9 protein-coding genes and 3 pseudogenes are annotated in these 13,466 nt (G+C 67.4%); 3 read left to right on the top strand and 9 right to left on the bottom strand.

The genetic code is table 11. The features are described 5' to 3' along the window. Positions 1-413: 413 nt before the first annotated feature. Positions 414-998 (bottom strand): hypothetical protein, encoded by a 585-nt coding sequence (locus AVL59_RS12720; RefSeq protein WP_067302956.1) that lies wholly within the window; start codon positions 996-998, stop codon positions 414-416. 41 nt (positions 999-1,039) lie between these two features. Here AVL59_RS12720 and AVL59_RS56840 point away from each other — a divergent pair. The 3 pseudogenes from AVL59_RS56840 to AVL59_RS12705 all read left to right on the top strand — a co-directional run. Beyond that, positions 1,040-1,489 (top strand): annotated as a pseudogene (locus tag AVL59_RS56840) (winged helix-turn-helix domain-containing protein); the annotation flags it as partial. Between the two features lie 211 nt (positions 1,490-1,700). Continuing rightward, a pseudogene (locus AVL59_RS56835) lies at positions 1,701-2,744 on the top strand (IS110 family RNA-guided transposase). Between the two features lie 17 nt (positions 2,745-2,761). After that, positions 2,762-3,046, top strand: a pseudogene (locus tag AVL59_RS12705) (transposase); the annotation flags it as partial. 234 nt (positions 3,047-3,280) lie between these two features. On the opposite strand, the gene AVL59_RS52085 reads toward AVL59_RS12705, so the two are convergent. From AVL59_RS52085 to AVL59_RS12675, 8 genes are all read right to left on the bottom strand, one after another. Further along, positions 3,281-4,003: a hypothetical protein gene (locus AVL59_RS52085; RefSeq protein ID WP_159399904.1), complete on the bottom strand. Its 723-nt coding sequence runs from the start codon at positions 4,001-4,003 to the stop codon at positions 3,281-3,283. A gap of 576 nt (positions 4,004-4,579) precedes the next feature. Further along, positions 4,580-5,527 carry a restriction endonuclease gene (locus tag AVL59_RS12700; RefSeq protein WP_079146665.1) on the bottom strand — a complete coding sequence of 316 codons (948 nt, stop codon included), beginning with the start codon at positions 5,525-5,527 and terminating at the stop codon, positions 4,580-4,582. Between the two features lie 797 nt (positions 5,528-6,324). Continuing rightward, complete coding sequence (locus AVL59_RS56330; RefSeq protein WP_099504217.1) at positions 6,325-6,399, bottom strand: 50S ribosomal protein bL37; 75 nt, start codon at positions 6,397-6,399, stop codon at positions 6,325-6,327. A gap of 177 nt (positions 6,400-6,576) precedes the next feature. Then, positions 6,577-7,728, bottom strand: coding sequence for an XdhC family protein (locus tag AVL59_RS12695; protein ID WP_067302953.1), 1,152 nt, complete (start codon positions 7,726-7,728; stop codon positions 6,577-6,579). A gap of 145 nt (positions 7,729-7,873) precedes the next feature. Further along, complete coding sequence (locus tag AVL59_RS12690; RefSeq protein WP_067302950.1) at positions 7,874-9,340, bottom strand: NCS2 family permease; 1,467 nt, start codon at positions 9,338-9,340, stop codon at positions 7,874-7,876. Between the two features lie 210 nt (positions 9,341-9,550). After that, positions 9,551-11,935, bottom strand: coding sequence for a xanthine dehydrogenase family protein molybdopterin-binding subunit (locus AVL59_RS12685; protein ID WP_067302948.1), 2,385 nt, complete (start codon positions 11,933-11,935; stop codon positions 9,551-9,553). Between the two features lies 1 nt (position 11,936). Continuing rightward, positions 11,937-12,518: a (2Fe-2S)-binding protein gene (locus AVL59_RS12680; protein ID WP_067302946.1), complete on the bottom strand. Its 582-nt coding sequence runs from the start codon at positions 12,516-12,518 to the stop codon at positions 11,937-11,939. Beyond that, positions 12,518-13,411 (bottom strand): FAD binding domain-containing protein, encoded by an 894-nt coding sequence (locus AVL59_RS12675; protein WP_067302943.1) that lies wholly within the window; start codon positions 13,409-13,411, stop codon positions 12,518-12,520. Before AVL59_RS12675 ends, AVL59_RS12680 begins: the two co-directional genes overlap by 1 nt. Between the last annotated feature and the right edge of the window lie 55 nt (positions 13,412-13,466).

The raw sequence follows: 13,466 nt of genomic DNA, 5'->3' as shown, positions 1-13,466 counted from the left end.
GGGTACAGCGAGACATACGCGCGCGTGATCGGTCGGCGTTCTCGCCGTCGTGGCTGACTGTCGTCGGCTGAGGTTCAGACTGGCCGCATCGAAGGTGCTCGCAGCCGAGAGCGGCCCTGCATCCGGCAGGAGTCTGGGCCGTCTCTGAGCCGTCCGAAGTCGCTCGACAGTAGCCAAGGACGACCGACGATAACCACCAGGCGCACAGGGCCACCATCCCTGAACAGGGAAAACGCAGGTAATCAAGATCCCCGACAAGACCCAGGGCAAGAAGAAGTAGGGCTGAATTCGGTTCCTCCCGACCCACCACGGGTCGACGCTCCCCCATCACGTCTGCACCAACAACCCCCGTGCACTGGATTCCGTTTTCGTGGAGAGCATGCCGAATTGGTTCGAGTCGGTTTGGGACCTGCTCACCGACGAGGGGGAGTGGCCCACAGTGGATGCGTGATCACAGGACGCTCCGGCTTAATGTCGGCGAGCTTCTCCCAGAGGTTGCGGTGGCACTCCATGCAGTGCTCCGCGATCTGTGCGGTCGAGCGCGCCCGCGAGTGCAGATCCCAGCCGACGTAGCGGGCCTCGCCGTAGAGCGGCCAGGAGCCCTCGGTGTCGAGGATCCGGTAGGTGTTCTCGTGCCAGGCGACGTCACTGCGCTCGATGCCGCACCCTGTATAGAAAACCGTTTCCTGGTTGATGATGTACAGCTTCCGCTCGGGTATCTGCGGCGACTCTCGGATCTCGCAGGATATGACGATTCCCGGATTCCGCTGGTGCACCCGTTCCAGCAGGTTCTTCAGTGTGATCCAGTTGTGCTTGGCGGAATCGTCCCACATCCGCTGCCGGTTCTCCGGGCAGTCCCGGAAGTAGAATCTCTCCGCTTCGGACTGACCACTACAGGGCGCGGGGACAAGGCCTCCGGGCAGTCCCATCGGCAGGTTCAGATGGGCGACGATGATGCACAGCTTCAGTTCGACCGTGCGCGCTTCGTGATCGGCCATCTTCTCCAGCGGTGCCCGGAGTGCGTCCAGCAGCGGTTGCAATGACGCTGTCGGCCATCGCGCAGATGCTGCACCGGCACGGCTTCAGCTACCAGGTTCCCGCCCGCCGCGCGATCGAGCGCGACGAGGACGCGGTGACCGGTTGGGGGAAGGAGACCTGGCCCCAGGAGGATGCGCCGTGGCGGCGCTCGGGGCCTGGCTCTGTTTCGAGGACGAAGCCGGCTTCTCGATGACGCCGCCCACCGCACGCACCTGGGCCAGGCGCGGCCACACACCTGCCATCCGAGTGCGGGGACGCTCCCAGCGCCGCTCTGGCCTGCTACAAGCAGGACAAACGCTCGCGTCTGATCTGCCGGCCCAAACGGTACGTCGATCACAAGCGGGGCGGCAGACGCAGCTTCACCTGGACCGACTACCGCGACCTGCTCATCGCCGCCCACCAGCAACTCGGCGCGCCGATCGTGCTCGTGTGGGACAACTGTGAGACTCATGGGGCGCCGTCCGGGCCAGGGGTCTGACCCGTGGGACAACTGGCCAGCCTGCCTTGTTGAGGATCTGTCGGCCTGTGGCCCGGGCGGTGCTTGCTGCCGCCGGACCGGCGAGCGTGTCTCGATAGGGGCCTTGCCGCACAAGGCACCGTCACAGTTCTGACCGCCCACCGGACCGACGTCGGCCACAGCCCCGTGCCGATCAAGGAGCCGCGTGACCAGCACCAGCATCCCCCAGCCGACTCTGCCCGCACAGCTGGAAGAACCGCTGGCAGAGGACGTGATCCTGGGGGTGGACACCCACAAGGACGTGCATGTCGCCGCCGTGATCACCATGCTCGGGGAACTCCTGGCCTGGGCATGCTCTTTCGGCGCCCTGCGCCGAGCCGGTGTGGAATGCACCGGATCCTACGGAGCGGCTCTGGCACGCCTCCTGAGCCGGGAGAACGTGCAGGTCATCGAGGTCAATCAGCCGGACCGCGCCATCCGCCGCAAGCGCGGCAAGACCGACGCCGTGGATGCGGAGGCCGCCGCCCGCGCAGTGCTGTCCGGTTGCGCTGACGTCACACCCAAGACCGGTGAGGGCCCGGCGGCCGACCTGCGCGTGCTGCGGCTGGCGAAGGAGTCGGCCGTCAAGGCTCGCACGTAGGCGAAGAACCAGCTCAAGGCTGTGCTGCTCGGAGTTGATCCCGCGCTGCGCGAGGCACTCTCCAAGCTCACCAACACGGCGCTGATCGCCAGATGCGCCGACCTTCCCGAAACCGGCGACGCGGCAGTGTTCACGCTGCGGCTGCTGGCCCGGCGCATCCAGCAGCTGACCGCCGAGGTGAAGGAACTCGCTCACCGGGTCACCAAGGCCGTGCGTCACTGCCGTCCTCAGCTTTTGGACGTCACCGGCGTCGGGCCCGACAGTGCCGCTGCCCTGCTGATCGCCGCTGGCGACAACCCAGAGCGGCTGGCCAGTGAGGCATCGTTCGCCGCTCTATGTGGCGTCAGCCCTGTCGAGCAGTCTTCCGGGAAGACCCAGCGCCGGAGGCTGAACCGCGGGGGCAACCGGCAGGCCAACGCCGCCCTCTACCGCATCGTCGTGACCCGCCTCCGCCGGGATGCCCGCACACGTCTCTACCTCGAACGACGCACGCAACAGGGCATGTCCAAACGCGAGATCATCCGCTGCCTCAAACGCTACGTCGCCCGCGAGATCTACCGTGAGATCCAGCCGACACCGGCCCTTGCCGCCTCCTCTTCTGCCGCTTGACGCAACATAGGGGCATCCTGAACGTGCACAGAGACAGCCGGCTGCGGGAGTTCATCAGCACCCACGACTGGATCACCTGCTACTTCCTGCCGTCCTATGCACCCGACCTCAACCCCGTCGAGGGCATCCGGTCGCTGCTGCGACGCAGCAGCCAGGCCAACACCGCATTCACCGACCCTGACCACCTCATGAGTGCGCTTCGGCACGGTCTCCGCCAGATCCAGTACCGCAGCAACCTCATCGACGGATGTCTCGCCGAAACTGGCCTCACCTTGACGACATCACGGCAACAACGTCAGTAACTGCGTGACAACGCCGACGGACGAGCACGGACGTCTGCGGACCATCAGCGCAGGTGAGGAGCGCACTAGCCCAAGGAGGCGCACCCACTCAAGCTGCTTCGGGACGAAGAGGTCTCCTGCTACACCAAGGCACCACCTGGCGTGCTGCCTGGTGGTGCCAGTCGTTATAAGCCGGCAGAAGGAACGGCCTCGTGCTCAGTGGACCTACTGCTCTTGGAGTCGGTGACGTCCGCTCTATGGAAGTGACACATACAAGTGTCCTGATTCCCACTTCCTCTCAAACTGGGTCTTGAAGAAGTCGTACCACCCAGGGTCGTTCTGTCGAGTGACTGTAAAGGTTGGCCGCTGCCAATGATCTGCATGGAAAGTCGCGATCCGCATGACGATTTTTCCTTGCTTGGTTGAAGGGTCGGAGGCAATCACCGTGTTGTGGGGAACGTAGCTGAGAGTCTTGATTTCCAGCCTTCCGGCTACAGTTCCCGTGATCGGTGCAGCCAACCTTCTTAGGTTGGCCTCCAAATTAGAGCTAAGTTCGTCTGCGCTGCGGTTTTCAGCCTCACTTGCCGCGATACTCATGGCCGTGCTGTGCGGTTCAATCACGAGAATCTTGATGTGTAGACCCTTGGTGACAGCTCTCCTGATCTCGTCCGCGTATGAGACAAGGTGTAGTCCGAGCGTCCAGCCGTGGAGCCATACTTCCCGCGATGACGAGATCATCTCCCTGATCTCGTCCCTATCATCAACTTCGGAGAAGAATCGATCGGCGCTCGGTCTGGCTTTAATTTCTGCCAGGGACTGGTTGATTTTTTCACCCTGAGAGCGCAACCTCAAAAGGGAAATTGTCACAAGGGCAAGAATTGCTAGAATTCCGGAGGTTACTACCTCCTGTGAGGCATTCCCTACCAGGCCTAGGACGCCGAATGCAATCGCCGCTACTAGGGTTACGTAGAGATCCAAGCTGCGTATAGCAGTACGCACCATGATCGAAAACCTAGGCATGTTCCCCCCATATAGCCGACCCTCTCCGCAAGGGTTCTCTCCAACATGGCCTGTCGCGAACCATGGAAGAGTGCGCGCGTGGCCCGCGGGTCCTGACGCGCCAGCCACGGAGGCGGTACTGGAAGGCTGGCCGGCAACCGTCGCGGCCCTGCCCGTAGGGACCCGGATCACCGGCGAGGTCATCGGGCGCCAGTCCTTCGGAATTCGCGGGGCATGCGCCCGGCGTCCGGTCCATCGAGGTGATCAATGATGGCTGACAGCACACGGGCGCCACGTGCTGGCCGTCGTGGGCCTCTCGAGGAGGCAGCCCAAAGGCGTGGCTGAGTCCGATGGGGGTGCAGCGAGGCATACGCGCTCGTGATCGGTTGGCGCCCTTACCGTCGTGGCTGACCGTCGTCGGCCGAGGCACAGACAAGCCCCGGGGGGCTGGTCTGGAGCAATGACAGTGCTGGCCGGCGAACGGACAACAAGCGGATGGCGGGCAGTGCTGCCGCCTGCTCTCGATGCCGTCCGCCCCGGCCAGATGCAGAGTGCTCAGTCCGACTCGGAGAAGATCTGGGAGACGGGCAGGAAGCAGTGCCCTGTCTCGCTCGCGTGCCGCTTCTTGCGGCGCATCAGCTCGTCCAGGCGGATGCGTTGGTCGAGCACAGCCATGAAGTCGCCCCCATCCATCGTGATGAACGGCGTGCTGAGGCTGTAGACCGCCAGGGCGTCCGAGGTGAAGTTGCTCATGCTGATGTATAGGCCGAGGGTGTTCTTACCCTTGCGCTCGATGTTGCTCTTGAAGACGTCCAGCTCCCGGCGACCGATGGCCTCTTTCCACCACTTGGCTTCGAGGACGTAGTGGTCAGTGTCGAAAGAGAACGCACCATCGATCTGCTCGTGGTCCAAGCTGTATGCCGCCCGCGGTTCTAGGTCGTACAGGGCGAACAGCTCATTGATGAAGCCCTCGAAGCCCCTCCCCCGCTGCTGCGGGTTGGCCGCCGAGTGCATCACCATGAACCGTTGCTTCAGCTCCTCATGGGCCTGGGCAAACGCTCGGCCGTCCTGGGCCTGTTTGGCGCTCTCCGTGATGGCAACCGCGTGTGCCTCATGCTCCGCGATGACCTCACGCTGCTTGGCAGTCCAACGCCTCAACTCCGCTACAGCCGCAGTCGCTTTGGCTACTTTCTCTTCCCCATCCTGCTGGGAAGTCAGGTTAGGGAATGTCTCCATGTCGGCGATGTCGAGCATGAGTGCGACCGTCAGGTCGAGGTACCGGGCCTCATTGGCTTGCAGCAGGTTAACCAACTGGCCGGACACTTCCCGCTTGGTGGACGACGGGAAGCTCAGCTGTGCCAGGAGCTCACTGTGGTCCTTCAGCATTGCTCGGACGTAGAGCTCAAAAGGGCCTTTGTTCCAGTAGATCGTGGTCAGCGCCTCGACCAGTGCCGTGTATGCGGCCGGGCGGATGGCCTTACTGCGGTTGTTGGGCTGCGGCACCGTCCCCCTCCTCCTTACGCACGATGACCGACCTATCACGGTACCGCCCGATCAGTTGATGACCAGCCTGTATGACGGGATTTGGTCCCGGAAGGGCTTCGATCCTGCGCCGACACCAAGATGATTTGGGTCGGGCTGACATCCACAGGTGACATCAACGGCATCGGACGTAGGTACCCATGCACGGCTCAGCACGTACTCGCCGATCGAGCAGGGGCGCTGCCGGGCCGCGCTCGGATCGAACTCCCGAAGCGGCGGTCGGGGGCAGAGGTGCGGGGTGCGGCATCAACCGCCAGGACGCCGTGGGTGCCGGTGAGAGTGCACCCGGACAGCCGCACGGCTTCGCCGAATGACGAGGGCTCCGGCGGCGGCCGGACGCGTCGGCGGCCCGCAAATCGACCGACCTGATCGGACGGGTGACCGTCCGTCTCGGTCTCCGTCTCATTCAGCTGCGGCCATCGGCGTTCAGCCGGGATTGGGCAGCCGGCCCGGCTGAACCGACGGATGGGCATGAACGCAGGTGAACAGCACCACACGCGCCGCGGGCTCCCCCGCCGGCAGCGAGCCTCGACAGGTGCCTGAAGGGCGGGTCATCAACGTGGATGGCACGACGAGCGGTGCACGGCTTCCAACGTTCCCTCCCCGGCTCCGGAAGGGCGCCCAGGCCGCAAGAGCCGGACCCGGTCTCACCGGGTCCGGCTCTTCGACGTGCTCCTGCACCGCCGCGGGATTCCAGCCCTTCGGCCTCGATCCCGGCAGCGAAGGCGCGGGTACCCTCGGCCGTCTGCCTGGTCGGCTCAGGCGTTGGGACGCTTGCCGTGATTGGCCTTCTTCTTCTTACGGCCGCGTCGCTTGTTTCCTCGCTTAGCCATGGGGCATATCTCCCTGATTGGGGGCTTTCTACGCATTCGCCAGTCTAGATTCGGCCCGGAGCGTCCGCATCAGCGGTACCGCGCGCAGCGCCCACATGCCGGCGCTCCGCAGGTCAGAGGTCGCGAAGCGAAGGCCCCGTCACCCGCTCGGCCTCGCCTGAGCTCCCGAGCCGTCCCTCAGGCCACCGACCCGATCAGCCCCGTCGGTCGCGCGGTGGTGTCGTGGTGGATCGGGGTGTGGGCGCCGGTCAGGGACACACCGGTGCCGCCGCGGCGGCCCGCGACGATCTCCGCGGCGATGGACAGCGCCGTCTCCTCCGGCGTACGGGCGCCGAGGTCGAGGCCGATCGGGGAGCGCAGGCGGGCCAGTTCGAGCTCGGTGACACCGACCTCGCGCAGGCGCTCGTTGCGGTCGAGGTGGGTGCGGCGGGAGCCCATCGCGCCGACGTAGGCGACCGGCAGCCGCAGCGCCAGCTGGAGCAGCGGTACGTCGAACTTGGCGTCGTGGGTGAGGACGCACAGGACGGTACGGCCGTCGACCTCGGTGCGTCCCAGGTACTTGTGGGGCCACTCGACGACGATCTCGTCGGCCTCGGGGAAGCGGGCCCTGGTGGCGAAGACGGGCCGGGCGTCGCACACCGTGACGTGGTAGCCCAGGAACTTGCCGACCCGCACCAGCGCCGAGGCGAAGTCGATCGCGCCGAAGACGATCATCCGGGGGGCGGGGACGGAGGACTCCACCAGGAGCGTGAGCGGGGCGCCGCAGCGCGAGCCCTGCTCACCGATCTCCAGGGTGCCGGTGCGGCCCGCGTCCAGGAAGGCGCCGGCCTCGGCCGCGACCGTACGGTCCAGTTCGGGGTGGGCGCCGAAGCCGCCGTCCCAGGAGCCGTCGGGGCGCACCAGCAGGGCCCGGCCGAGCAGTTCGGCCGGTCCCGTGACGATCCGCGCGACCGCCGCCGCCTCCCCACGGGCGGCGGCGGCCAGCGCGGCCGCGACCACCGGCCGGGCGGGACCGTCCGCCCGGACCGGTGTGACGAGGATGTCGATGATGCCGCCACAGGTCAGGCCCACGGCGAAGGCATCCTCGTCGCTGTACCCGAAGCGTTCGAGGACGGTTTCCCCGTCTTCGAGAGCCTGTCGGCACAGGTCGTACACGGCGCCCTCCACGCATCCGCCGGAGACCGAGCCGATGGCCGTGCCCTCGCTGTCGACGGCGAGCGCGGCGCCCGGTTGCCGGGGCGCGCTCCCGCCGACGGCCACCACGGTGGCGACGGCGAAGTCACGTCCCTGCTCGACCCACCGGTTCAGCTCGTCGGCGATGTCCAGCATCTGTCGGTCTCCTAACGAGGTCGGGGACAAGCGTCCCAAAGGGGCGCGGGGCTGTATCGATATGCGGCTCCGCCGCGTGGGCGCGAGAAGCCACGACGGGCCCGCGGACGACCGCCGGCCCATCACGGCACTGCCCGCGGAGCGTCTAGTGGACGCCCAGCGCGGCTCGGAGCGGATGCAGGGAGAAGTAGACGAGGAAGAGCACCGTCAGACCCCACATGAAGCCGCCGATCTCCCGCCACTTGCCCTGGGCGATCTTGATGGCGACGTAGGAGATCACACCGGCGGCGACACCGGGGGTGATCGAGTACGTGAACGGCATGATGACGACGGTCAGGAAGACCGGGATCGCCACGGAGCGGTCCCCCCAGTCCACATGACGGGCGTTCATCATCATCATCGCACCGATGGTGACGAGGGCGGCCGAGGCCACCTCGCGCGGCACGATCGCCGTGAGCGGTGTGAAGAAGAGGCAGAGCGCGAAGAACCCACCGGTGACGACCGAGGCCAGTCCGGTACGGGCGCCCTCGCCGACGCCGGTCGCGGACTCGATGAACACGGTCTGGCCGGAGCCGCCCACGGCACCGCCGACGACGCCGCCGGCACCGTCGATGAACAGCGCCTTGGACAGGCCCGGCATCCGCCCCTGGGAGTCGGCGAGGTTGGCCTCGGTGCCGATGCCGATGATGGTGGCCATCGCGTCGAAGAAGCCGGCGAGCACCAGGGTGAAGACGATGAAGGTGACCGTCATGTAGCCGACGTCGCCCAGGCCGCCGAAGGACACCTTGCCGATGAGCGAGAAGTCCGGCATCGAGACGGCGCTGCCGTGCAGGGCGGGGCCTTCGCCGTTGGCCCAGCCCGTGTCGCCGACGAGACCGGCCGCGTTGACGACCACCGCGAGAACGGTACCCGTGACGATGCCGATGAGGATGGCGCCCGGAACGTTCCGGGACTGGAGCGCGAAGATCAGCAGGAGCGTGACCGCGAACAGCAGGACGGGCCAGCCGGCGAGTTCGCCCTTGTCGCCGAGGGTGACCGGGGTCGCCGTGCCCGCGTGCACGAACCCGGCCTTGACCAGACCGATGAAGGCGATGAACAGACCGATGCCTATGGTGATGCCGTGCTTGAGCGGCAGCGGGATCGCGTTCATGATCATCTCGCGGAGGCCAGTGACCACCAGAAGCATGATCACGGCACCGTAGGCGATGCACATGCCCAGACCCTGAGCCCACGTCAGGGTCTTGGTTCCCATGACCAGACCGGCCAGCACACCGGAGACGGAGAGTCCGGCGGCCATGGCGAGCGGCACCTTGCCGATCCAGCCCATGAGGAGAGTGGTGGCCGCCGCGCCGAGCGCGGTGGCCGTGATGAGGGCCTTCTGACTCAGAGAGTCGCCGGACTTGTCCGCGCCACTGAGGATCACGGGGTTGAGCAGGAGGATGTACGCCATCGCCATGAAGGTGGTGACGCCACCGCGGACCTCGGTCGCGACGGTGGATCCTCTTTCGGAAATGTGGAAGTACCTGTCGAGCCACGATCTGCCGGCCGACGGACGCGAACCCGCGCCCGCGTCTTCGGCGGTGGTCGTGGGCTCCACTGACTGCTGGGTCATGGTGCCATCTCCCAAGGTTCACAGGGGCACCCGTGCAACCGCCCTGACGGTCACGGGATTTGGGGAATGGACGACCCGGGGGACGGCCCGAGACGAACGAATTTCCTGGTACTTCAAGGACCGCGAGCGGTGCGGAACTCAAAGGGGGTTCCTCCGGGCGGCGCGGCGGAGTGTGTGACGTTCCCTCACACCGCCCGGAGAGCTGGGGTGTTACGCGGTCCCCGTCAGGTGCTCGGGCCGTACCGGAGTGCGGTTGAGCTCCAGCCCGGTCGCGTTCCGGATCGCCGCGAGGACGGCCGGGGTGGACGACAGGGTGGGGGCTTCGCCGATGCCGCGCAGCCCGTACGGGGCGTGGTCGTCGGCGAGTTCGAGGACGTCGACCGGGATGGTCGGCGTGTCGAGGATGGTCGGGATCAGGTAGTCCGTGAAGGAGGGGTTCCTGACCTTCGCCGTCTTCGGGTCGACGATGATCTCCTCCATCACCGCCACGCCCAGGCCCTGGGTCGTACCGCCCTGGATCTGGCCGACGACGGAGAGCGGGTTGAGGGCCTTGCCGACGTCCTGGGCGCAGGCCAGCTCGATGACCTTGACCAGGCCGAGTTCGGTGTCGACCTCGACGACCGCGCGGTGCGCGGCGAAGGAGTACTGGACGTGTCCGTCGCCCTGGCCGGTGTGCAGGTCGAAGGCCTCGGTCGGCCGGTGCCGCCACTCCGCCTCGATCTCGACGGTCTCGCCCTCCAGGACGTCGACCAGGTCGCCGAGGACCTCGCCGCCGTCGGTGACGACCTTGCCGCCCTCCAGCAGGAGTTCGGCGGTGGCCCAGGCGGGGTGGTAGGTGCCGAACTTGCGGCGCCCGATCTCCAGGACCTTCTCGCGGACGAGTTCGCAGGTGTGCTTCACGGCGCCGCCGGTGACGTAGGTCTGCCGGGAGGCCGAGGTCGAACCGGCGCTGCCCACCTGGGTGTCGGCCGGGTGGATGGTCACCTGGGTGACGCCGAGTTCGGTGCGGGCGATCTGCGCGTGGACGGTGACACCGCCCTGGCCGACCTCCGCCATCGCGGTGTGCACGGTGGCGACGGGCTCGCCGCCGATGACCTCCATGCGCACCTTGGCGGTGGAGTAGTCGTCGAAGCCCTCGGAGAAGCCGACGTTCTTGATGCCGACCGCGTAGCCGACACCGCGTACGACGCCCTCGCCGTGCGTGGTGTTGGACAGACCGCCGGGCAGCTGCCGTACGTCGGCACCCTCGCTGGACTCCCACTGGCGCTCGGGCGGCATGGGCATCGCCTTGATGCGGCGCAGCAGTTCGGCGACCGGGGCCGGGGAGTCGACCGGCTGCCCGGTCGGCATGATGGTCCCCTGCTCCATCGCGTTCAGCTGCCGGAACTCCACCGGGTCCATGCCGAGCTTCTTCGCGAGCTTGTCCATCTGCGCCTCGTAGGCGAAGCACGCCTGGACCGCGCCGAAGCCGCGCATGGCGCCGCAGGGCGGGTTGTTGGTGTAGAGGGCGATGGCCTCGATGTCGACGTCGTCGATGACGTACGGGCCGACCGAGAGCGAGGAGGCGTTGCCGACGACCGCCGGGGAGGCGGAGGCGTAGGCCCCGCCGTCCAGGACGATCCTGCACTTCATGTGCGTGAGCTTGCCGTCCCTGGTGGCGCCGTGCTCGTAGTAGAGCTTCGCCGGGTGCCGGTGGACGTGTCCGAAGAAGGACTCGAACCGGTTGTAGACGATCTTGACGGGCTTGCCGGTGCGCAACGCCAGCAGGCAGGCGTGGATCTGCATCGACAGGTCCTCGCGGCCGCCGAACGCGCCGCCGACGCCGGACAGCGTCATCCGCACCTTGTCCTCGGGCAGGCCGAGGACGGGCGCGATCTGGCGCAGGTCGGAGTGGAGCCACTGGGTGGCGATGTAGAGGTGGACGCCGCCGTCCTCCTCGGGTACGGCGAGGCCGGACTCCGGGCCGAGGAAGGCCTGGTCCTGCATGCCGAAGGTGTACTCGCCCTCGACGATCACGTCGGCCCGCCTGCGGGCCTCCTCCACGTCGCCGCGGATGATCGGCTGGCGGTGGACGATGTTCGGGTGCGGGACGTGGCCGATGTGGTGGTCGTCGCGGCCCTCGTGGATCAGGATCGCGTCCGGGGCGGTGGCGGAGGCCTCGTCGGTGATGACGGGCAGCTCCTTGTACTCCACCTTGATCTTGGCGGCGGCGCGGCGGGCCGTCTCCGGGTGGTCGGCGGCGACGATCGCGACCGGCTCGCCGTGGTGGCGCACCTTGCCGTGGGCGAGGACCGGGGTGTCCTGGATCTCCAGGCCGTAGTTCTTCACCTCGGTGGGCAGGTCGTCGTAGGTCAGGACCGCGTAGACACCCGGCGTGGCCAGGGCCTCGCCGGTGTCGATCGAGACGATCTCGGCGTGCGCGACGGTGGAGCGCAGGATCTGGCCCCAGAGCATGTCCTCGTGCCACATGTCGGACGAGTACGCGAACTCGCCGGTGACCTTGAGGGTGCCGTCCGGGCGGAGCGTGGACTCGCCGATGCCGCCCTTGGTCTGCGAGCCCTGCGTGATCTTCGTAGGAGCGCCGTTGGCCGGCATGTCAGACCCCCTCGGACTGGCGTGCGGCCGCCAGGCGGACCGCGTCCATGATCTTCTCGTAGCCCGTGCAGCGGCACAGGTTGCCCGACAGCGCCTCGCGGATGTCCGCGTCGGACGGGTTCGGGTTGCTCTCCAGCATCTCGTCGGCGGCGACCAGCAGACCCGGGGTGCAGAAGCCGCACTGGACGGCGCCGGCGTCGATGAACGCCTGCTGGATCGGCGAGAGTTCCGTTCCCTCACCGGTCTGGGAGTCGGTGCCCTTGGCCTGCCATCCCTTGGCCGCGTCGAGCGAGGTGCCGCACGCGCCGGTCGCGCAGCCGCCCTCCGCGCGCTGCTTGGCGTAGTCCGCGAGGCCCTCGACGGTCACGACCTCGCGGCCCTCGGCCTGGCCGGCAGCGACCAGGCAGGAACAGACCGGGACGCCGTCCAGGCGGACCGTGCAGGAGCCGCACTCGCCCTGCTCGCAGGCGTTCTTGGAGCCGGGCAGGCCGAGGCGCTCGCGCAGGACGTACAGCAGGGACTCGCCCTCCCAGACGTCGTCCGCTTCCTGCGGGCGTCCGTTGACGGTGAAGTTGACGCGCATTACGCAGCTCCCTCAGATGCGCGGCGGGCGCCGCGGTACGACTCCCAGGTCCAGGTGAGCGTCCGGCGGGCCATGACGCCGACCGCGTGGCGGCGGTAGCTCGCGGTGCCACGGACGTCGTCGATCGGGTTGCAGGAGGCGGAGCACAGGTCCGCGAACTGCTTGGCGACCGACGGGGTGATGATCTTTCCGTTGTCCCAGAAGCCGCCCTCTTCCAGGGCCGCGTTCAGGAATTCTTCGGCGGCCTTGGCCCGCACGGGCGTCGGGGCGGCGGAGCCGATGCCGGTCCGGACCGTGCGGGTCTCGGGGTGCAGGGCGAGGCCGAAGGCGCACACCGCGATGACCATGGCGTTGCGGGTGCCGACCTTCGAGTACTGCTGCGGGCCGTCCGCCTTCTTGATGTGCACGGCGCGGATCAGCTCGTCGGGCTGGAGCGCGTTGCGCTTGACGCCGGTGTAGAACTGGTCGATCGGGATCAGGCGGGTGCCGCGGGCCGCGGACTCCACCTCGACGTCCGCGCCCGCCGCGAGGAGGGCGGGGTGGGCGTCACCGGCGGGCGAGGCCGTGCCGAGGTTGCCGCCGACGCCGCCGCGGTTGCGGATCTGCGGGGAGGCGACCGTGTGCGAGGCGAGCGCGAGCCCGGGCAGCTCGGCACGGAGATTCTGCATGATCTTGGTGTACGGCACGGAGGCACCCAGCCGTACGGAGCCCTCGCCGACCTCCCACTCGTAGAGGTCGCCGATGCGGTTCAGGTCGAGCAGGTACTCGGGCCGGCGGTGGTCGAAGTTGATCTCGACCATCACATCGGTGCCACCCGCAATCGGCACAGCGGTGGGGTGCTCGGCCTTCGCGGCGAGCGCCTCCTCCCAGCTGGCGGGGCGAAGGAAGTCCATGACCGGCTCTCTTCTTCTTCGTCTCGTGGGTCGTACAGATTGAGCCAATCCGTGT

The sequence above is a fragment of the Streptomyces griseochromogenes genome, assembly GCF_001542625.1.
Taxonomy (GTDB): domain Bacteria; phylum Actinomycetota; class Actinomycetes; order Streptomycetales; family Streptomycetaceae; genus Streptomyces; species Streptomyces griseochromogenes.
The sequence above is the reverse complement of the archived record's forward strand: the minus strand, read 5'-3'. Positions and strand labels throughout refer to the sequence as shown.